The following is a 20,643-nucleotide window of genomic DNA, read 5'->3' on the forward strand; positions in this document are numbered from 1 at the left end:
GCCGACGCCCTTGGCGCGATCCTTTTGAACCGTGGCGATCCCGCCACTGTCACCGGTCGGTGCCGCCAGCGAGCCTTGGTGGCGAACCGAAGGGACAGCACTTATGACTCGCATCGCCATCAACGGATTCGGCCGCATCGGACGCAATGTGCTGCGCGCACTGCTCGAACGCAACAGCATCCTCGAGGTCGTCGCCGTCAACGACCTCACGGAGCCCGCCGCCCTCGCGCGACTGCTCGCCTACGACACGACAGCTGGCCGACTCGGTCGCCCCGTGACCGTCGACGGCGACGCCCTCGTCGTCGACGGCCGTCGCATCAAGGTGCTCGCCGAGCGTGAACCGGCGCAGCTGCCGTGGGCCGAACTCGGTGTCGACATCGTCCTCGAAGTGACCGGCCGCTTCACCTCGGCCGAGGCGGCCCGCGCCCACCTCGATGCGGGCGCGAACAAGGTGCTGGTCAGTGCGCCGTCGGACGGCGCTGACGTCACGCTGGCGTTCGGGGTCAACAGCGACACGTATGACCCGACCCTGCACACGATCGTCTCGAACGCCTCGTGCACGACCAACGCGCTCGCACCGCTGGCCGCGGTACTCGACGAACTCGCCGGCATTGAGCACGGCTTCATGACGACGGTGCACGCGTACACGCAGGAGCAGAACCTGCTGGATGGTCCGCACCGCGACGCCCGTCGCGCCCGAGCTGCCGCCGTCAACATCGTGCCGACCACGACGGGTGCCGCCAAGGCGATCGGCCTCGTGCTGCCGAACCTGGCCGGCAAACTGTCGGGCGACTCGATCCGTGTGCCGGTTCCGGTGGGCTCGATCGTCGAGCTCAATACGACCGTCACGCGTGACGTGACGCGCGACGACGTGCTGACCGCGTACCGCGCCGCGGCGGATGGGCCGCTCGCCGGCATCCTCGAGTACTCGGACTTCCCGCTCGTGTCCTCCGACATCACGGGCAATCCGGCCTCGTCGATCTTCGACTCGGCCCTCACCCGGGTCGACGGCCGGCACGTGAAGGTCGTCGCCTGGTACGACAACGAGTGGGGCTTCTCGAACCGCGTGATCGACACACTCGAGCTCCTCGCCACCCGCTGACCCGAGCGGGTCCGGACTCACGGGATGCGATGACGGCGCCCATGCCACTGGCTAGTGGTCGTCATCGCATCCCGTGAGTCCAGTCGGCCTCGTCGCCTCTCTGCCGGGGCTGACGATGAGGTATTTGATCAACGCAAGTTGCTGGCCGGGCGAATCGAGGAGCTGCCGGACGCCGGGGAGGTCGCGGGCAGCCGCAAGGCGGGGCTGGATCAGGCGGGCGGTGAGGCGTCGGGCGGGGCTTGTTCGGTGGGCTGGTCCCTTGCGGAGAGCAGCTGTTCCGTCCAGATGACCTTTCCGTCGGATGTGTAGCGAGTACCCCAGCGGTCGGCGAACTGGGCTACCAGGAAGAGGCCCCGGCCGCCTTCGTCCATGGTGGTGGCTCGGCGCAGGTGCGGAGAGACGCTGCTGCCGTCGGAGACCTCGCAGATGAGGCTACGGTCGCGGATCAAGCGCACACCGATGGGGCCGGTTGCGTGCCGGATGGCATTGGTGACCAGCTCGCTGAGGATCAACTCCAGGGTGAACGCTTCCTCTTCCATACCCCAGTCGCCCAGGAGCCGGGTGGCGGCAGCACGCACGACGGCAACGGCCGAGGGGTCGGACGGTACGTCCCAGGACGCGGTGCGATTGCCGTCGAGCAGCCGAGTGCCGGCGACGAGCAGGGCTACGTCGTCGCGTGGCGTTACGGGGACCATGGCGTCCATCGCTGCCCGGCACACCTGGTCCGGCGTTTGCCCGGCGTGTGCGACAGCACGGCGCAGGAGCTCGATGCCTTGATCGATGTCACGCTGCCGGTCTTCGATCAGGCCGTCGGTGTAGAGGAGGATGGCGGTGCCCTCGGGCAGCAGTATCTCTGTCCTCTCGTAGGGCAGTCCTCCCAGACCCAACGGCGGGCCGGCCGGTACGCCGGGCAGGTCCGCATGCCCGTCCGGGCGCACGATGATGGGTTCCAGGTGTCCCGCCCTGGCCATGGTGCAGAGACGGGTGATCGGGTCGTAGATCGCGTACAGGCAGGTGGCGCCCGTGAGTGTCGGTGTCTCACCGTCGCCGTCCCGGTCCTGGTCGATGCGGGTGACAAGTTCGTCCAGGTGACAGAGCAGTTCGTCGGGTGGCAGGTCGAGCGTGGAGAAGTTGTGGACGGCGGTGCGCAACTGTCCCATGGTGGCGGCGGCGTGCAGTCCGTGCCCCACAACGTCGCCCACCACGATGGCGACGCGGGCTCCGGGGAGGGGTATGACGTCGAACCAGTCACCGCCGACACCACCGAGTCCTGCCTCTGCCGGAAGATAGCGGTGGGCCACGTCGACCGCGCTCTGCTCGGGGAGAGCGTGCGGCAGAAGGCTGCGTTGCAGCGTGACCGCCGTGGTGTGCTCGCGGGTGAAGCGACGGGCGTTCTCGATGCTCACCGCCGCGCGGGCGACCAGTTCCTCTGCGAGCGAGAGGTCTTCCTGAGAGAACGGTGTCGGCTCCTTCGAACGCCAGAACGTCGCCACGCCGAGAATCACCCCGCGGGCACGCAGGGGAGCAGCGATCATGGAGTGGATCCCGTATGCCACCAGTCTGCGAGCCCGGTCGGGTTCCTGCGCCTGCCAGCCGGAGAAGGCCGCCAGGTCGGCCTCCAGCACGATCTGCCCGGAACCGAAGCCGGTTGCCTGTGGTGTTGACGGGTCGGAATGGATGAGCCCACCGGGAGGGTAGAGCGGCGCATCCTTGCGTATGCCGTCCATGGCGACACGACGTAGTTCCGATGCACGCGATGGGTTCGGTTCGTCGCCGCGCAGCACGGCATCGACCAGGTCGACGGTGGCGTAGTCGGCGAACCTGGGCACGGCGAACGCCGCCAGTTCCTGAGCCGTGTGGGTCACGTCGAGCGTGGTGCCGATGCGTATACCGGCGTCGTACAGCAGTGTGAGCCGTTCCTGGACTACTTCCACCCGGCCCATCAGGGCGCTGAGTTCGGTCGTGTCGCGCAGCGTGGCGACCCAGCCTCCCAGCCCGGGCTGCTGCGCCATGGGGCGTTGGCTGACGGCCAGGAGTCGGTCGCCCACCTCGATGACCTCGTCCGTGGTCGCCCTGCCCGACAGGAGAAGCTGCTCGGCCTTCGGTTCGAGTCCCAGATCCGTGACGCGCCGCCCGTCCCCGTCGACCCTCAGCCCGAGTAGGCGCCGTGCTTCGTCATTGGCCAGCAACAGACGGCCCTGGGAATCGACGATCAGAACACCTTCCCGTACCGAGTGCAGAACAGCATCGTGGTGCTCGTACATACGGGTCATCTGGGTCGGGCCGAGGCCGTGCGTCTGACGGCGCAGGCGCCTGCTGATCAGTGCTGTTCCGCCGGTGGCCGCCGAGAGCACCACTCCGGTCGCGGCCAGGACGAGTGGCACCTGTCGCTCGGCCGCCATGCTCACCTGCTTGACCGTGATGCCCGCGGAGACGAGACCGATGACCCTCCCGTCACCTGTGGTGACGGGAACGACGGTGCGGACCGAGGGGCCCAGCGTCCCGGCAGTCGTTTCGGTGACGATCCCGCCGCGCTGCGCTGCCGCGATGCCGCCGATGTACCGTCGGCCGATCTGCGTGGGGTTCGGATGGGTGTAGCGGATGCCCGTCGGACTCATCACGACGACGAAGTCCACGGCGGTGCGTCGGCGGGTTTCTTCGGCCTGCGGCTGAAGCACGGCGGTCGGATTCGCGCTGGACAACGCCTGTCGCACGGCGGGGGAGGCGGCGACTGCCGAGGCAACGGCCAGTGACCGGTTGCGGGCCTCGCGCTCGGCGGCGCCCCGGTACTGGAGCATCAGGGCGGCGACCGCCGCTGCCGCAAGGGCCAGGATCAAAACAGCCTGCAGAAGGAAGACCTGGCCTGCGACCGTGGGCAGCCCACGCCAGGACCGCATACGCCCGATCAGGTGATGCATATGCCCATATAACATCGCGGATATCTCAATATCACCCCTAGGTGACATACGGCCTTGGTGACGATTCGGAGCGTGCCCGGATGTGTACGCATGGTGAGAAGGGCAACCGGAAGGCACAAGACAAGCTGAGGACCTGCGCGACGAAGCGGACGATCCCGTGGGCGATGCCCTCGGGACCGGCCGAGGCGGCCGGCTTGCGCCAGGAGCGCACGGCGTCGCCACAATGGCCATTCCGAGTCCTCCAGCGCGAACGATGCCGGGCACATGGCCTTGTCTTCCGCACCGTGGCGAACGCCGCGCGGTCACGGCGTCATGAGCAGCCTCATATGGGGCACCCGCGGATAGAGCCTGGCGCCGGTGGGGGGAAACCTCCCCGCCGGTGGGGGGAGAAACCTCCCCCCACCGGCACCCTCACGATGTGAAGCCGCCGACGAAGCCGCCCGTGCGGCCGCGGCTGCACAGGCGGAGGCGGAACCTGGACGACGCTCAGGAGCCAGGCAGGCTCCGCGGCTTGTTCCGCCGCCGGACCTGACGACTACGGGCCGGCCCATGCTGGCCCGGGGGTCAGAACTGCGCGGGTCCTCGTAGACAGGAGGCGGAAATCCTGTCCGGATGTGAGTGACAGTGGGGCTTCGCCAAGGTGGTGACCAGCTGCGGCGTCAGAAGGTTGTCGGCCGGTCCGTCGGTGACAACGACCAGCAGCCGTCCGCAGTCGCCGCCGGGAGTGGTGGCAGCTCGCCGCGCGCGAGCCCACTGCGGCTTGATGCAGCCACTGTGCCTCGGGGAGGCGCTCGGGCCCCTTTGCCGTGGGTGCGGTCGGGGCCGGCGTCTCGGTGGGGCCGCGCGGTCGAGGGGGTTCCGCGTCGGGTGTCGACAGCGAGGCCGATCGGCTGACCGTCTTCGAGCCGCTCAGTGTTCGTCGACCGCTCGTCGACCGCTCGTCGAAGGGCGATTTCTGTCGAAGGCCTACTTTCCTGCTCTTCGCTGGGAGTTGCGCAGTGACGAGAATGCGGCCCGGAGTTCGTCTGTGAAGATGCCCGGGACCTCCCAGGCCGCGAAGTGGCCGCCGCTACGGGCCTTGTGGTAGTAGAAGAGGTCGTGGTAAGCGCGTGACGCCCAGCTGCGCGGGGCCTGGTAGATCTCGCCGGGGAACACCGTGATGGCGGCCGGGATGGACACCGACACGGCGTTGAAGTTGTTGGCGTTGTTCTCCCAGTAAAGACGTGACGAGGAGACCGCGGTGTTCGTCACCCAGTACAGGGTGATGTCGTTGAGCATCTCGTCCTTGGTGAGTACGCGCTCGGGGTGGCCGCCGCTGTAGGTCCAGGCCGCGAACTTGTCGTACATCCAGGCGGCCAGTCCGGCGGGCGAGTCCGTCAGTCCGTATCCCTCGGTCTGCGGACGGGTGACCATCATGGCCGAGTAGCCCGATCCAGTCTTGTAGAAGGCGGCCAGCTGGTTGTAGGCGGCCTTCTCGTCGGGGCTCAGACCGGCGGGTACGGGGTCACCGCAGGCGAGCTTCTTCGCGATGTCGGGCGGCACGGTGGCCGGGAAGTTGACATGGATTCCGAGCAGCCCGGGGGGCTTCTGTACGGCCATCTTGTCCGAGATCACGGCACCCCAGTCCCCGCCCTGGGAAACGTAGTGCTCGTACCCCAGACGCTTCATCAGAATGGCCCAGGCGCGAGCGATGCGGTCGGGGTTCCACCCGGTGGTCGTCGGCCGTTCCGAGAAGCCATAGCCCGGCATCGACGGTATGACGAGGTGAAAGGCGTCCTCGGCGCGGCCCCCGTGGGCCGTGGGGTTGCTGAGCGGCCCGATGACCTTCAAGAACTCCAGAATGGAGCCGGGCCAGCCATGGGTCAAGATGATCGGCAAGGCATCCGCGTGGCGGGAGCGGACGTGGATGAACTGTATGTCGAGTCCGTCGATCTCTGTTATGTACATCGGCAGAGAGTTGAGTGTCTCCTCGATTTTCCGCCAGTTGTACGTCGTTCCCCAGTAGCGGGTGAGTTCCTTCATCGTGGCCAGCTGGACACCCTGGGACTGATCGCGGACGGTTTCCCGATCGGGCCATCGTGTCGCCTTGATGCGTCGACGCAGATCAGTCAGATCCTGCTCCGGAATATGCACGCGGAACGGGCGGATGCTTTGCCTCTCGCTTGCCGACACCGGATTTCCGGATTCCCCCCAGGCTCGCAGACCGAAAGCCCCTGTTGCCGCCATGCTCGCGACGGTCGCCGATGTGGAGATGAATTTCCGACGGGAATACGAACGGAAAAAATCGGGCATGACGGATCTCCCTGAATTCATGCGTCCGAAGTCGCGGAGTGTGCCGAAGGAGCGCTTCCTCGACGGGACTTCCACTCGCCGGCGCGGACAGGAATCGTGCGCACACCGAGGCTGCACCGCAGGCGTACCGAACGGGCGTGGAGTCGCATGGCACTCAGGCGCTCATGCCACGCGACAGGCCTATTACTGTCCGTAACGCTAACCTTTCGCCCTGTGAGCATGCAACTCGAACGAGTGACACCGACGATGCACCCGCGTACCTGGGATCTTGGATGCCACATAGGAGCATGGCTCCGTCGGTCACGGCAGGCTCGGCACTCGGGCAGTCGAAGGTGCACGGGAGGTGGCTGCCCCGCTGGAGGCAGATTTTGCGGCTTCCTGGCCGCCGTCGGACCGTAGATGCTGGCATGATGATGCTCATGTCCATGTACCGAAAGGCCGATGCCGCGTAAGCGGCCCGGCGCGCTGCGCGCTGAACAGTCTCTCCGTGTCGCGTGGGGCTTGCCTCCGGCCCGGATCCACGGTCTCTCTGCCCGAACCAGCATCGTGATAGGGCGAGTAGAGAGGCTCTCGGACGACTACTACGTCTACCCCGGCGCCACCGACCGTGCGCTGCGGCGGTATCGAGCGTTTCTGCAACCAGCCGGCCGACGACCCCTCTATCCGCAGGATGCGGAGTGTTCGTGCCGCGGCTGTTCCTTCGACGACGTGCGGCACGCTCGCGACGTGCTTGGTGAGGTCCTGCGGCAGTTGCCCGCCTGGGCCCACGTCGAGTTGGAACGCCGAGTGCGCACCCTGGACGCCAGGTACGTCGAGCGCACGCTGCCGGATCCGTTCGCCGCTCATCGGCAATGGTGTTCCGACCTCTGGTGGCGCCGCCGCCTGGCCGGCGGACGAGAGGCTGGATGAGGGGCCTGGCCCCAGCCACGGTGAAATGATCCATGCGTGGCTGGTGTGATACGGCGTCACAGCCGTCCTGGACAGGCCCGTTCACCAGGCTGAGCCCGCGCTGCTTCGGCAAGCCGGTGACCGCCCTGCGCCGCGAGGGAGCGGACACGGTCCGCCGAGGCCGGCCACGGACCCTGCCCCTGGAGGACCGCGTCCTGCTGGTCGCGGCCTACCGGCGCACCAACTTGACGCTGCGCCGGCTCGCGAAGGACACCGTGCTCATCGTGGACGGCACCTTGGTCCCCACGCGCGAGCATCCGGGACGAGAGTGTGTTCGCCTCGGGGCGTGGACGATGGGCCGGTCACGCAGTGTCCCGGGTGTCGTCGTCGAGCTGGTTGAGGATGCGCTGCTCCGCGTCGCGGAGTGTGGTGCGCGCGGCCGGGGGCCGGGTGCAGTCGGCCCCGTGTACGGCACCTTCGGAGGACTTCCAGATCTGGCAGCAGGGGACCGGGAGCGGTGCGGGGCCGCGGGCGGCCAGCTCGGCACGTTCCGTCTCGGTGCGGGCTCGGCGTTTCCGGTCATGGCGTTCGCGGCTTTTCCGGATCGCGCCTTCGGCCAGGAAGAGCGCGAGAGCCCAGAACACGCTGGTCTCCCACCACAGGTGGTGGAAGGCGGTGGCGGTGCCGGCGGATGTGAGGACGGTGGCGCCGAGGGCGCAGGCGGTTTCGTGTCGGGTCACAGGTACTCCCCGCTGGGTTGGACGTCGTTCGTCGTGTTGAGTCTTCCCACGAACTCCTTCCGGCCTCTGCCGGTGCGGGAGCGCCGTGATCGCCGACCGGGTTGTCCAGGCCGCGCTGAAGCTGGTGCTGGAACCTATCTTCGAGTCCGGCTTCAAGCCGGTCTCTTACGGGTTTCGGCCCAAGCGGCGGGCGCAGGACGCGATTGCCGAGATCCATTTCTATGGCACCCACGGCTATCGCTGGGCGCTGGACGCGGACATCGCGGCGTGTTTCGACGAGATCGACCACGCCGCGCTGACGACCGGGTCCGGATGAGGATCAAGGACAAGTAGGTCCTGGCGCCGGTGAAGGCGTTTTTGAAGGCCGGTCTCCTGACGGTGCTCGGTGACCATCGGGACACCTTCACTGGCACGCCGCACGGGGGGATTCTCTCCCCGCTGCCGGCCAACATCGCCCTGTTGGTGCTCGATGAGCACCTCCACCGGGCGTGGGAAGCAGGCGGAGAGATGTCCACCGACTACCGGCGGGGCCGACGCCGCGCCGCCCGTCTGCCGTCGTGGCGGCTGGTCCGCTACGCGGACGACTTCGTCGTCCTGGTCGACGGGACCAGGCAGGACACCGAGGCACTGCACGAAGAGTTCGCCAGGGTTCTTGCACGAACAAGTGGTACGTCCACACCTAAGCGCACCTGCAGCAGGCTGGGTCGGACGTCCGCAGACCCCCTGGGCCCCTGCGACCACCTGACGGCAGAGACCGTGGAGAGCCCGTTGCCTAGTAATGGGCACGACGGGTTCGGCGAGAGGTCTGGGGAAACGGTCCGTGAGTAATCCCAGCACCGCGCCCCGGGCCTACGCAGCGATGAAGCCGCCGTCTCGATGACGTCGCACCGAGCGCGCACCTGGGCATCGAAGTGCGGCACACCCGTGGTCCGGTTCGGACGCTCCTCCCGCGGCCGCATCGCGATGGCCGCGCTGACCTGTGTCAAGGCCGGCGAACGCAGCCGACGGATCTACCGCCCTCGCACCCGGGGCGATCACCGAGGCGAGCACCGGGGCTTTGTCCGGCAGGACTACCGCGACCTTCTCGTCCGGGCTCACCTCCGGCTCGGCGGCCCCGTCGTGGTCGTCTGGGACAATCCGAATGTTCATCGCTGCAGCCGATTACGGCAGCACGCGGCCGAGCACAACTGGCTTGCCATCGCCCAACTGCCCACCTTCGCGCCGGACCTGAATCCGGTTGCGGGCATCTGGTCGCTGCTCCGGTGCACCACTACCGCCCACGTCGTCTTCACCGACCGCGAGCACCTTGTCCAAGCCGTCCGCAGCGGCATGCGCCGCATCCGACGACGCAGTCATCTCATTGACGGATCCCTCGCCGAAACCGGACTCACGTTAGACGCGACAACTCAGCGGAGAGGTCAGTAGTAGGTGCTACTCCTCACTGCTTACAGAAGGTCACTGTCATGAAGAACGAGCGGGAATTCTTTTCACCGGACGCCCTGCAGTGGCGCTCCGGGCCGCAGCCCGGGACCGCCGAGAGGATTCTGAGCAGGGACGAGGCTGATCCGGAGGTACTGACCCGGCTGGTGCGCTGGGAGCCCGGCCTCGACACCTCGCTCTCCGGCGTGATCCGGCACGAGTGGGTCGAGGAGGTCTATCTGCTCGAAGGCGAACTGCATGACCTGACCTTGGATCAGACCTTCTGCCCGGGAGACTTCGCCGCCCGGCCCCCGGGCATGGAACACGGCCCGTACCGGACAACCGGAGGCTGCGTGATGTTGGAGATCCGCTACCGGCCGTAGAGCGTGGGCCGAGTTCCGGCACGTGCGCGTCGCCCGTTTCTAGGTGAAGGTCGGCGCGGTGGGCCTCGCGGTGGCCGGGACGGTGGTGTTCGTCGCGGCCACCATCGTCTTCGTCCTCGGGTACATGACTGAGGCGATGGAGCTGTACGTCGTCGCGGCCTGCGCGGGCGTGGCCGCGGCGGCGTTCTTCCGCGTCTGACCCCGGAGGGACGAAGGGGCTCTCCCGCACCCTGCGGAGCGCGCGTTCATCGTCGACGAGCTGGTCGCGGTGCTCGAACCGGCTGAGGACGGCCACCAGCTCGACGGCCTCGACGGTGTCCAAGACGTCACGGTGCCCACCGACGTGGTGCCGGTGGGCACCGTGAGGTCTTGGGCGGGGCGGTGATCTGCAGGTCGGCTCTGCCGACCTGCCATTTCCCGGGGCGGGCTGGTGGAAGGCGAGGAAGCGGTGCAGGAGGCGGCCCGGTCCGACCGTCTGCCGGCGGTGCGAGTGCTGCGCGGCGGCGGGAAGGGCCGAGAGGATGCCTCAGGGTGGGCCACTTCGGCCACATGCATAGTTCGGAGAAGGAAGCAGGACGATACCCAGGAAGTTGCCGAACTGGCTGCCGCGCATACGGTGCGGCGTCGGCTGGAGCAGGCCAAGGGACGGGGCAGATGCAGGCCGATGCCCGCGGGGGTTACGCGGTGTCGGACGAGGTGGGGGCGCTGCTGAGTGAGATGGGCGGAAATGTTCTCGACGTAGGAGGGCATGCGCTGGGCGTGGAAGGCCGGCTGGGTCAGGAGCCGCTGTCGGTGGTGGTCACCGTGCGGACATGTCCCGAGTCCGTTCCCCAGTTCTTCGCGGACCTGTTCGATGAGCATGCCGCCCTTGTCGAAGGTGCGGTCATCCACCAGAACCTGCAGGGCGAGTTCGGGGTCGCGGACCACCGGCGCGCTCACCGGCCTCACCTTGGTCTGGATCAGATCGCCGTGGGCGGGCAGCGGGTCATGTGCCCAGCGTGACGCGATACCGGCGGGTGTGGGCGTCTGCCGCCGAAAGGACCGGCGCGGCCTTCAACGATGTCTCGTCAAGGCGCCGTTCAGGGCATCGCGTCGAGGTTTCTCAACGCCTCGCGGGCATCGGCCGCGCCCGCTGTGTCGCCGGTGGCCGTCATCAGCTCGGCGTGCCAGGAGATACAAGTGTGCGCCACCGAGCGGGTTTCCAGGTCGATCACCGCGAACGGGGTCAGCGCGGCCACAGTACCGGCCATCCAGGCGGCGAGGTCGAGCGTGAGCGCACGCAGGCCGTGGTGCGCGCAGATCTGGGAGCAGGTGAGGAGGACACGCGCCCAGGACGGCCCGTGCTCGGCCATGTTGTAGCGCAGTTCGGGCGTCTGCCGTTCGGACTGATGCGCGTAGAGAACGTGGGCTTCCAGCCCCAGCCGCAGGCTCGCGGCCGGCTCGCGATCCGATGTCGCCGTTGCGGCGGCGGCGAACATGCCGGCGACCATGGGGGCGTCGGCGCTCGTGCACCGTAGGGACGACGTGACAAGGGAACAGTCGGTGGCCGGGGCGGTCACCGCACCGGCGAACTCCCGGCTCAACGCGGCCGCCCGTTCATCACCTGCCGGTGTGACCTGCTTCAGCGCCTGGGCCAGCGTCATGTCGGCCAGCAGCGGCACAGGTGCCTCGATCTTGAGGGACGACACCATGGGGCGGGCATCCTGGACCAGGCCTCGGGCGCTCGCTGCGATACTGGACCGGCCGAACCGTTGGTGGATGTCTGCGGCGATCAGTCCGGCCTTCATGAAGGCGGGTACGTACCTTCTGCGTGCTGCGGCAGTTCGGTTGATCTCGTCACGCCGGTTGAGGAAGGTGCGGATCGCCAGGTCCGCGGCAGCCACCGCGAGGTCGGGATCGCCCCAGCGGTGCAGCACCTCAGCGTGCTGTGAGAGTGCCCTCGCCATGTCCACCGTGAACGGGTCATCGTCCTCGAATCGCTCCAGCCAGGCCTGAAGCCCGTTCTCGGCACTCACCAGAGCCGACGCGCCCTGCCCGCTGTGCAGCTTCTCGACAGCATCGTCGAGCTGCCGCTCGGGATAACCCGCTTCGACGTGACTCACGTTGTCCAACCCCGCTCTGTCGACGCCAACTCATGCCACGAATATAGGGTGTTGCCGCGTGTTCACCGAGTCGATCGCGCACCGCGACCAGTCCAGAATGCCGCGAGCGCCGAGCTCGTCCAGGACCAGGCGGTGGAGCTTGCCCCGTACCCGGGCTTGGCTCCGCTCGGTGAACCGTCGGTGCGCGGTCGGCCCGGACGGCCCGAAGACCGGGGGCAGTTGCCGCCACGTGCAACCTGTCGTGAGAGCTCTCAGGGAACGAACATCGGTACAGCGGCTGTCGGTGGGAACGATCACGGTCGGCCGGCACACCGACCGGCTGTGCCGCCGGGGTTCGGGCGAAAGGCCCTCAGGCGGGGGCGGACGGTGGCTACGGCCCGGCGACTCCAGGGGGCAATCCGAGCGCTCGTTTCCGGCCAGTATGCTGCGGTCGTGATCGACGATGAGGACCAGATTCTGACGGCTGCGCTTGGCGCGCTGGGGGCCAGCGGCAGCGGGCCTGGCGGCCGACGCGGGGCGACGTTTGCGGCGAAGCGCTTGAAGAAGAACGTGTACGAGACGGACCTGGCGCTGGCCATGTCGGTGGAGGCCGCCACCAAACATGCTGAGGGCATCCTTGCTCAGGTCGGACGCATGCTGGAGGCGCCAGGCACCCAACTCGCGGGGGCGCGAGTTCTCAGGGCGATGGTTGGCGGCGGGCTCGGGAACATGAATCCAGTTCTGATCACCGTCGGTCTGACCGGCGATGGGCCGGAGCGCACCGCTGTGTCCGTCCGTGGTGCAGCCAAGGAGGGCCTCATCAAGCAGCGGGCTGGAGAGAAGACGGCGAAGCGCATCGCTGAACTCCTCGCCCATCAGGGAACGAACTGAACGGTACTCGGTTGGATACAGCCAACTTGACTCGTCCGCATAAACTCCGACATGGTCCTCGGCCTGTTCGGGATTCTTGGCCATGACTTCGCTCCGCGCTCTTGCGACCGGGACGACCAACGGTTCTGGCGGGCGACCATGCCCGGCGCGGAGACCGGCACGTACGAGGTGGCGGAGGACCCGGCCCGCAACAAGGTCAGCAAGGTGATCACGCACTGGCCGGACACTGCGGGCGGCCGGAATCTTTGGTCACCGACCAGGTGCGCGCCTACGACCTGCTGCGGACGCTCGGGCGTGAGAATCGCCCGATCCCGCTGGGACAGGCGTTCGCCGAGTGCGGGCGCATCGCCAGGACCGAGCACCTTCTGCGTGTCGTCGACCCGGTACACCTACCGCCGCCAGATGAACCGGCAGCTCATGCATGAATCCCGCCACAAGCCGGCCCGCGACGTGTGCCACGGCAAGCGCGGCACCATCCACCAGGCGTACCGGGACGGGATGGAGGACCAGCTCGGCGCGCTCGGCCTGGTCCTCAATGCCGGGGTGCTCTGGACGACGTGGTACATCGACGCCGCCGTCGTCGACTCCGCGCCGAAGGCCACGAGATCCTGGGCGAGGACGTCGCCCGGCTGTCCCCGCTCGAGCACCGCAACCTCAACGTGCTGGGCCGCTGCAGCTTCACCGCCTCCCCCAGAGAGCTCCTGTCCTGCCGGTCATGTGCGGAGCCGGATGACGAGTGCTGCTGCGGTGACGGTGCCCGGGGCGATGGAGCCGGGCTTGCCGCAACGGGTGGCGGCAGTCCGGGAGTTCTTTCTGCCTCGAGGGCCTGTCGGCTACCCCCGCGCCAGCCAGGCCGTGATCTCGGCCACCACCGCCGGCTCGACGTGTCCTGGCCGCGCATACTCGGCCGGGGTGGGGTGGCCGCTGCCGGAGAAGAAGAGGTGGTTGGCGTCCTGGTGGATCCGGATGGTCACCTCGGGCCGGTGCGCGAGGGCGTTCCGCCAGCGGACCAGGTCGTCGGCGACGGTCACTTGGTAGTCCCGCCCGCCCTGCAGGATCAGCATCGGGCAGGCCAGCCCTGCCGCCGTGGCCAATGGGTCGTAGGCGCGCAGGTCGAGCCAGTAGGAGGCGGAGAACCCCAGCGGCAGCATCTTTGACGGTGTGTCAGGGGAAAGGCCGGGGGATACCACCAGCGCGGCCTGCCGGGCGAGTGCGGCAACCATCTCCTCCGCGCCGGGCCCGGGGGTGAGTGCCGCGAGATGGCGGGCGACCCGGACGGCCGCCTCGTGCATCGGCTGTGCGTCTGCCGCGAGCAGCACCAGGCCCGCGATCGACGGGTCGGCGGCGGCGATCCGGGGTGCCGCCTTGCCGCCCATGCTGTGGCCGAGCAGATGGATCCGGTCCGGAGCCACTTCGGGCTGCTGCCGGAGCAGGCGGACGGCGGCGAGCGCGGGCGGCAGGTACTCGTCGGCCATGGTGAAGTCCCGCGGCAGGCGATCCGGGTGCGCGAAGGTCGCCTTGTCGAAGCGCAGCACGGCCACCTGCCGGGTGACGAGCCCCCAGGCGAGATCCTTGAGCGGCTTGTTCGGGCCGCTGCTCCCGTCCCGGTCGAACGCACCGCCACCGCTGAGCAGCACTACGGCGGGCCACGGTCCGGGGCCGACAGGAAGGCTGAGCGTGCCGGGCACGGCGAGCGGACCGGTCCCGAGCAAGACGTCCCGCTCGGTGAACCGGGGGGCAGACCCGGTGGCCGACCAGGTGGGCTACCGGCAACACGCACTCTGGCTCAGCCCAGCAGAACTGGAAGAACTGACCGTTGAGCTGCGTGCAGCCATCGCGCCGAGGCTGGCCAACCGGCCGAGCCCTGAGCGGGCACAGTACCTGCTCAGCCCGATTCACTTCCCGGTGGAAGACCCGCAGCGGGAAACCGGGCGGCCGGCGGCTGCAACGGATCACGAAACGGATATATGACCGGCCTGAGGGCTCCTGGGGCCGGGGCGCGATCTTGCCGTGGGTGTGCCGTCGTTCCAGTTCGCGGAACGCCTCTCGCACCTGCTCCAGCGGTCAGGTGTGGGCGATCGGGCACCTCCAGCTCCCCGCGTGGGGCAACCCGGGCCGACTCGCGGAGGCCCGACCGTGCACGCGGCCGCACCTTCTCCGTAGGTTCGCGCCCCCACCCTGGCCGCGGCCTGCCAGTCGCTGATCGTGTTGATCCGCTCGGGCCGCACGCCCAACTCCACTGCTGGCTCACGTAACCGTTGCAATCCCGCCCCCGCATTCCCGGACCACGGACCCGGACACGATCCGTGCCGCCCGGACGCGGAGCGAACGCGGGGGACCAGAACGCCCAGCACCGTTCGGGGCGCTCGGCTGAGCACGAGTAGGGGCACCAGGACTCGCTCCCGCTCAGTCCTCAGGAACGGTTGCCCAACTCTGGCTCGATGCTGGCCATTTTGTGCACCGGGACTTGCCGACGCCTTGACGATCCGTTTCCTGCACGTTCAGCCAGCTGCCTGTGCCTGCGTTGTGTGCCGTCCCTAAGGTCCCTGAGTGTTTCGGAAGAAGGGGCTCATGGATACACCTCTCGCAGTCCAAGCTCGCGGGATCACCAAGTGCTTCGGTGACGTCGTGGCACTCGACGGCGTCGATCTGGACGTGGCGCAGGGCCAGATCCACGGCCTGGTCGGACCGAACGGTGCCGGCAAGACGACACTGCTCGGCCTGCTGCTGGGCCTGGCCGTCGCCGACAGCGGCCACCTCGAGATCCTGGGCACGCCGCTCAGGCGCGCGCTCGCCGCCCCCGACGGCGTCACCGGCTTCGTGGACGGACCCGGCCTCTACCCCTCGCTCACCGCCCGGCAGAACCTCGCCGCACTGGCCGCTCTGCGAGGCCACGACGCGCGGACAGCGGGAGTCGACGACGTGCTCGACCAGGTCGGGCTCACCGATGTCGCCGACGACCAGGCCCGCGGCTTCTCCCTCGGCATGCGACAGCGGCTCGGACTCGCCGCCGCCCTGCTCACCAAGCCCCGGCTGCTCGTGCTCGACGAACCCTCCAACGGCCTCGACCCGGCCGGCAAAAAACACGTACACGGTGTCCTCACCCGGCTCGCCGCGGAGGGAACCTCCGTCGTGCTCTCCAGCCACCGGATGGACGACCTCCAGGCACTGTGCTCCGAGGCCACCATCCTCGCCACCGGACGGGTCGTCTTCTCCGGCCCGCTGAGCAAGCTGGCCGCCGAGTACCGTGAACTCGACTACCGGCTGCTCACCTCCGACCCGCAGGCCGCCCGCAGGCTGGCCCTCGATGCGGCCGCAGTCCGCGTCGTCGACGACACCGGGACACGTCACGACGCCGAAGTGCTCGTCGTGCGCGCGCCGGTGCCCGCCCTCGACGAACTGGTGGTGCGGCTCGTACAGGCGGGCATCGCGCTGCGCGAGCTCGCCCCCCTGGTGTCGCCGCTCGAAGCCGCGTTCCTCGCCCTCACCGAGCAGAAGGAGACCGGCCGGTGACCGCGACCCTCACCCACGACAACGTTGCCGCAGCCCGCCGTGTCTCCGTTCCGCGCGCCTACCGCTTCGAGCTGGTCAAACTCGTCTCGCAATGGCGGATCCGCCTGCTGGTCCTCGCCTGCTGGATCGCGCCGGCGCTCTTCGTCGCCGCGGTGAGCCAGCAGAGCACACTCCCCTCCGACACCCTCTTCGGCCGCTGGATGCACGCCACCGGGTGGGCCGGAGCGCTGGTGATGCTCGGCTTCGCGGGCACCTGGGCGCTCCCGCTGCTGACCTCGGTGGTCGCCGGTGACGTGTTCGCCTCCGAGGACCGGCTCGGCACCTGGCGCCACCTGCTGGTGGCGGTCCGCTCACCCAGGCGGATCTTCGCGGCGAAGGCACTGGCCAGCCTCACCATCATCCTGCTGCTCGTGGCCGGGCTGGCCGCATCCAGCACGGCCGGCGGGATCGTCGCGGTCGGCAACCAGCCGCTGGCAGGCCTCGACGGCCACCTGCTGAGCCCGGCGGACGCCGCCGGCAAGGTCCTGCTCGCCTGGATCTGCGTACTCGCCCCGACCCTGGCCCTCGCCGCGATCGGACTGCTCGGGTCCGTCGCGCTGGGGCGCTCCCCGATGGGACTGCTGCTGCCCGCGCTCGTCGCGCTCGCGATGCAGCTCGCCCAGATGATGCCGCTGCCCGTCGCTGTACGCCTCGCCCTGCCCAGCTACGCCTTCATCGCCTGGAACGGTCTGTTCACCAGCCCCATGCAGCTCGGCCCGCTCCTGATCGGCATCGTGGTCAGCCTGCTGTGGGCCGTGACCGCGACCGCGCTGGCCTACACGCTTTTCCTGCGGCGCGACTTCACCAACCCGGCCCACGACGGCTCGGGGCGCCGCGCGGCCGCCGCCGCAGGCCTGCCGCTCGCCGCTCTGGTCGCCGTCACGGTCGCGGTGCTCGCCTCGGCGACCGGTGCCTCGGGCTCCGGGATCGAGCAGGACAAAGTGCAGCGCTCGGTTGCCACGGCGTTCGCCCACCTCTACCGCCTGCAGACCGAGCAGCTCAACCGCCCCGCCGTCACAGAAGCGCAGTTGAAGGCCACGGCGTCGTGCGACAAGGGCAGCGTCAAGGTCGCCGCCGAGGGGCCGGGCAACGACTGGCGTTGTGTCGTGTCCTGGCATCTGCCCGGCATCGAGGTCGTGGGGACGGCGATCTACCAGCTCGACCTCACACCCGACGGTCGTTTCATGGCCGACGGCGACGGACCGAAGGAAGTCAACGGCTACTTCCTGGTCCGCACCCCGACCGGGGACGCACCCAACCCGCTGTGGCAGTTCGACGGCAACGTCGACCTGCTCGCCACCCCGAAGGGATAACTCCATGCAGGTAGTACGGCAGCGTCGGAGCAACGAGAAGGAACAGGTCAACCTATTCGGCAGACGCGTCGGCCGCCGGAGCACTCTGGTGGCGGCGGGCATCGCTGTGGCCCTCGCCGTCACGGGCACCGCTGTTGCCTCGACGAGCCAGTTCGCCACCCAGCAGGTCGGCCAGGTCACCGCCAACGGCCAGGTCATCTCGAGCGACCAGTACATCGCCCCGTACGGCAGCCGCACCGTCATCAACAACGGCAAGATCATGTCGTCCTCGGTCAGCCCGGACGGCAGCCATCTCGCGGCCTCGGTCACCGACGGCGACGCGTCGCTGGTCGTCATGGACCTCACGACCGGGCAGGTGAAGCAGCGCATCGGCACCGCCTCGACGGACGACCTGCGCATCACGAGCGGCGCCGTCGGCCAGGAGGGCCCGACGTACTCGCCCGACGGTTCGCAGCTGTGGCTGGGCCAGAGCGACGGCTACACCAAGTTCACCGTGAACGCGGACGGCACCCTCTCCAACCCCACGGCCATCCCGATCCCGGCCGACGGCTCCAAGCACGCACTGGTGGGTGCCGCGGTGTTCTCGGCCGACGGCTCCACCGTGTACGGCGCGGTCAACGGCCAGAACCGGGTGGCCGCCATCGACGCGGCGACCGGGACCATCAAGCAGAGCTGGGCCGTTGGCAACGCACCCCGTGGCATCGCCATGGCCGGCAACAAGCTCTACGTCAGCAACGAGGGCGGGCGTCCGGCCAAGGCCGGCGACACCACGATCAACTCCTACGGCACCCAGGTTCCGGCCAACCCGCAGACCGGTGCCACCACCACCGGCACGGTCAGTGTCATCGACCTGGCGGACCCGACCGCAGCCGTCGGGAGCATCGACGTCGGTCTGCACCCGACGGCCCTGTACGCCAAGAACGGGGCGGTGTTCGTCACCAACACCGCCGACAACAACGTGTCGGTCATCGACACCCGCAAGAACAAGGTCGTGCAGACCATCGCCACCCAGCCGTGGCCGGAGGCGTCGGTGGGCTACGAGCCCAACGCGGTGACGCTCACCGACGACGGCCGTCTGCTGGTGACGCTCGGCCGCGCCAACGCCGTCGCCGTCTACCGCTACAAGTCCCCGCAGGAGCCCGCCAGTTACGTCGGCCTGCTCCCGACGGACTACTTCCCCGCGGAGATCACCACCGTGGGCAAGAAGGTGGTCGTCTCCAACACCCGTGGTATCGACGCCCGCCGCCCCACCAACAAGGCCGGGCACGGCACCCACGACACGACGTCGAGCCTGACGCAGTTCACCCTGCCGGACGACAGCGTCATCAGGTCCCAGACGGGCAAGGTCTTCAAGCAGAACGGCTGGACCCGCGGCTCGGTCTCGTCGGCCCACGGCAAGGGCAACCAGAAGCAGGTGCCGGTCCCGGCGCGGCTCGGCGCTCCCTCGACGATCAAGCACGTCTTCATGATCGTCAAGGAGAACCGGACCTACGACCAGGTCTTCGGTGACATGCCGCAGGGCAACGGCGACGCGTCGGTGACGCAGTTCGGCGAGAACGTGACGCCGAACCAGCACGCGCTGGCTTCGCAGTTCGGGCTGTACGACAACACGTACGACATCGGCACGAACTCCGCCGAGGGCCACAACTGGCTGATGCAGGCCGATGACCCGGAGTACACCGAGTCCTCGGCCGGTGAGTACACGCGCAGCTACGACACCGAGGACGACGCTCTGGGCCACCAGAAGTCCGGCTTCATCTGGACCGGTGCGCAGGCGGCCGGGAAGTCAGTCAAGGACTTCGGCGAGTTCCAGTCGTTCGAGAGCAAGCCGGCCGGCGCGTCCTGGCAGAACCTGTACTGCGACACCAAGAACATGGAGGCGACCGGGCAGGACACCGCCTACCCCATTCAAACGGGCTCGGCGATCCCGTCGCTCAACAAGGTGTCGGTGTCCGGCTTCCCGCTGTTCGACACCAGCGTCCCGGACATCTACAAGGAGCAGATCTGGAAGCAGGACTTCGAGAAGAACGGTCCGGCGAACCTGAACATGTTCTGGCTCTCCAACGACCACACCGGTGGTCCGGCGAACGCGGCCGCTCAGGTCGCCGACAACGACCTCGCGGTCGGCCGGATGGTCGATGAGATCTCGCACAGCAAGTACTGGAAGGACTCGGCGATCTTCGTGGTCGAGGACGACTCCCAGGCCGGCCTCGACCACGTCGACGGCCACCGAGCCCCCATCCAGATCATCAGCCCCTGGGCCCGGCACGCCGCCGTCGACAGCCACTACTACTCGCAGATCACGATGATCCGGACCATCGAGCAGATCCTCGGGATCCACCCGATGAACCAGAAGGACAGCGCGGCCACCCCGATGCGCGGGGCGTTCACCCGGCACCCCGACTTCACGCCGTTCAAGGCACTGCCCAACCGGACCTCGCTGACCGACGGCCTGAAGACCCCGCCCGCCTGCGGCGTGGACACCCCGGCGCCGCAGGACCCCAGCGCAGCGGCCGTGCCCTCGGCCAAGGTGCCGGCGGGCAAGCGGGCACTCGCGGCGACGTGGGAGGAATGGAAGACGCACCAGCGGCTGACCGGGCCGGGCGCCATCCCCGACTTCGCGAACCCCGCACAGATGAACCACTTCACCTGGTACCAGACCCACGCGTGGACCACGCCCTACCCCGGCGAGGACAAGATCTTCGCGCCCAAGGACGTCCCGGGCGCCTACATCCCCTCGTCGGAGTCCGACGGCTGACGCAGACTCATCGCGTCCAGGGGCCCCCGGTCGGCGTCACCGCCGGCCGGGGGCCCTTCTGTCCCCACCCGGGCCGAGTCCGCGCTCCTCTGCCTGTTCGTGAGGGGCCGTCATGCACTCCAGCCACCATGCCGCGTCATCCGCGGTGTCCCCGGCGGGCAGCTCGCCGGTCACAACCGGCGGACCGACTGCGTCGCCCGCCGGGGCCTCGGCCCCGGCGGACTTCGACCACGGCAGCGAGGCCATCAGGCATACCTCCCGCCACCCGGTTCCAGGGCGCTGAAACCATCGTGAAACCGCGCTGAA

At 68.6% G+C, this 20,643-nt stretch carries 17 protein-coding genes and 5 pseudogenes; 16 read left to right on the plus strand and 6 right to left on the minus strand.

The window, feature by feature from the left end; genetic code table 11:
- Window positions 1-103: 103 nt before the first annotated feature.
- Window positions 104-1,102, plus strand: a complete 999-nt coding sequence (gap, locus tag ACZ7M3_RS34320) for a type I glyceraldehyde-3-phosphate dehydrogenase (protein ID WP_472068459.1) — start codon at window positions 104-106, stop codon at window positions 1,100-1,102.
- Between the two features lie 209 nt (window positions 1,103-1,311).
- Here the strand turns inward: gap and ACZ7M3_RS34325 are convergent, their stop codons facing one another.
- Entirely contained in the window at window positions 1,312-4,020 is a 2,709-nt protein-coding gene (locus tag ACZ7M3_RS34325) for a SpoIIE family protein phosphatase (RefSeq protein WP_472068461.1), read from the minus strand.
- 966 nt (window positions 4,021-4,986) lie between these two features.
- On the minus strand, window positions 4,987-6,192 hold the full coding sequence (locus ACZ7M3_RS34330; protein ID WP_472068463.1) for an epoxide hydrolase family protein: 1,206 nt from the start codon (window positions 6,190-6,192) through the stop codon (window positions 4,987-4,989).
- Window positions 6,193-7,038: 846 nt separating this feature from the next.
- Here ACZ7M3_RS34330 and ACZ7M3_RS34335 point away from each other — a divergent pair.
- Complete coding sequence (locus ACZ7M3_RS34335; protein WP_472068465.1) at window positions 7,039-7,221, plus strand: hypothetical protein; 183 nt, start codon at window positions 7,039-7,041, stop codon at window positions 7,219-7,221.
- Between the two features lie 32 nt (window positions 7,222-7,253).
- A pseudogene (locus ACZ7M3_RS34340) lies at window positions 7,254-7,517 on the plus strand (IS5/IS1182 family transposase); the annotation flags it as partial.
- Between the two features lie 45 nt (window positions 7,518-7,562).
- On the opposite strand, the gene ACZ7M3_RS34345 reads toward ACZ7M3_RS34340, so the two are convergent.
- Complete coding sequence (locus ACZ7M3_RS34345) at window positions 7,563-7,940, minus strand: hypothetical protein (protein ID WP_472068467.1); 378 nt, start codon at window positions 7,938-7,940, stop codon at window positions 7,563-7,565.
- Between the two features lie 85 nt (window positions 7,941-8,025).
- Between ACZ7M3_RS34345 and ACZ7M3_RS34350 the strand changes: the two genes are divergently transcribed.
- The 6 genes and pseudogenes from ACZ7M3_RS34350 (at window position 8,026) to ACZ7M3_RS34375 (ending at window position 10,744) form a co-directional block, all read left to right on the plus strand.
- Window positions 8,026-8,256 (plus strand): reverse transcriptase domain-containing protein, encoded by a 231-nt coding sequence (locus ACZ7M3_RS34350; protein WP_472068469.1) that lies wholly within the window; start codon window positions 8,026-8,028, stop codon window positions 8,254-8,256.
- A 29-nt stretch (window positions 8,257-8,285) separates the two neighbouring features.
- The gene (locus tag ACZ7M3_RS34355; RefSeq protein WP_472068471.1) at window positions 8,286-8,768 is read left to right on the plus strand and encodes a reverse transcriptase domain-containing protein; all 483 of its coding nucleotides are present in this window, start codon (window positions 8,286-8,288) and stop codon (window positions 8,766-8,768) included.
- Window positions 8,769-8,807: 39 nt separating this feature from the next.
- Window positions 8,808-9,365 (plus strand): annotated as a pseudogene (locus tag ACZ7M3_RS34360) (transposase); the annotation flags it as partial.
- 38 nt (window positions 9,366-9,403) lie between these two features.
- Entirely contained in the window at window positions 9,404-9,742 is a 339-nt protein-coding gene (locus tag ACZ7M3_RS34365) for a cupin domain-containing protein (RefSeq protein ID WP_472068473.1), read from the plus strand.
- Between the two features lie 43 nt (window positions 9,743-9,785).
- Window positions 9,786-9,941: a hypothetical protein gene (locus ACZ7M3_RS34370; protein WP_355311219.1), complete on the plus strand. Its 156-nt coding sequence runs from the start codon at window positions 9,786-9,788 to the stop codon at window positions 9,939-9,941.
- 455 nt (window positions 9,942-10,396) lie between these two features.
- Window positions 10,397-10,744, plus strand: coding sequence for a hypothetical protein (locus ACZ7M3_RS34375; protein WP_472068475.1), 348 nt, complete (start codon window positions 10,397-10,399; stop codon window positions 10,742-10,744).
- Between the two features lie 77 nt (window positions 10,745-10,821).
- Here ACZ7M3_RS34375 and ACZ7M3_RS34380 read toward each other — a convergent pair whose 3' ends face one another.
- Both ACZ7M3_RS34380 and ACZ7M3_RS34385 read right to left on the minus strand, forming a co-directional pair.
- On the minus strand, window positions 10,822-11,844 hold the full coding sequence (locus ACZ7M3_RS34380) for a hypothetical protein (RefSeq protein ID WP_472068477.1): 1,023 nt from the start codon (window positions 11,842-11,844) through the stop codon (window positions 10,822-10,824).
- 54 nt (window positions 11,845-11,898) lie between these two features.
- Window positions 11,899-12,087: pseudogene (locus ACZ7M3_RS34385) on the minus strand (IS5/IS1182 family transposase); the annotation flags it as partial.
- A gap of 189 nt (window positions 12,088-12,276) precedes the next feature.
- Here ACZ7M3_RS34385 and ACZ7M3_RS34390 point away from each other — a divergent pair.
- Both ACZ7M3_RS34390 and ACZ7M3_RS34395 read left to right on the plus strand, forming a co-directional pair.
- Entirely contained in the window at window positions 12,277-12,714 is a 438-nt protein-coding gene (locus ACZ7M3_RS34390; protein WP_472068479.1) for a hypothetical protein, read from the plus strand.
- Between the two features lie 45 nt (window positions 12,715-12,759).
- Window positions 12,760-13,407: pseudogene (locus ACZ7M3_RS34395) on the plus strand (Tn3 family transposase); the annotation flags it as partial.
- Between the two features lie 140 nt (window positions 13,408-13,547).
- On the opposite strand, the gene ACZ7M3_RS34400 reads toward ACZ7M3_RS34395, so the two are convergent.
- Window positions 13,548-14,426, minus strand: a complete 879-nt coding sequence (locus tag ACZ7M3_RS34400; RefSeq protein WP_472068481.1) for an alpha/beta hydrolase family protein — start codon at window positions 14,424-14,426, stop codon at window positions 13,548-13,550.
- Between the two features lie 34 nt (window positions 14,427-14,460).
- Between ACZ7M3_RS34400 and ACZ7M3_RS34405 the strand changes: the two genes are divergently transcribed.
- The 5 genes and pseudogenes from ACZ7M3_RS34405 (at window position 14,461) to ACZ7M3_RS34425 (ending at window position 20,337) form a co-directional block, all read left to right on the plus strand.
- Complete coding sequence (locus ACZ7M3_RS34405; RefSeq protein ID WP_472068483.1) at window positions 14,461-14,685, plus strand: hypothetical protein; 225 nt, start codon at window positions 14,461-14,463, stop codon at window positions 14,683-14,685.
- 293 nt (window positions 14,686-14,978) lie between these two features.
- Window positions 14,979-15,098: pseudogene (locus ACZ7M3_RS34410) on the plus strand (transposase); the annotation flags it as partial.
- 187 nt (window positions 15,099-15,285) lie between these two features.
- Window positions 15,286-16,227 (plus strand): ABC transporter ATP-binding protein, encoded by a 942-nt coding sequence (locus ACZ7M3_RS34415; protein ID WP_472068485.1) that lies wholly within the window; start codon window positions 15,286-15,288, stop codon window positions 16,225-16,227.
- On the plus strand, window positions 16,224-17,579 hold the full coding sequence (locus tag ACZ7M3_RS34420) for an ABC transporter permease (protein WP_472068487.1): 1,356 nt from the start codon (window positions 16,224-16,226) through the stop codon (window positions 17,577-17,579). Before ACZ7M3_RS34415 ends, ACZ7M3_RS34420 begins: the two co-directional genes overlap by 4 nt.
- Window positions 17,580-17,583: 4 nt before the next feature.
- Window positions 17,584-20,337 carry a phosphoesterase gene (locus ACZ7M3_RS34425; protein ID WP_472068488.1) on the plus strand — a complete coding sequence of 918 codons (2,754 nt, stop codon included), beginning with the start codon at window positions 17,584-17,586 and terminating at the stop codon, window positions 20,335-20,337.
- Window positions 20,338-20,643: the final 306 nt, after the last annotated feature.

Source organism: Streptomyces sp. NPDC111656 (genome assembly GCF_055656965.1).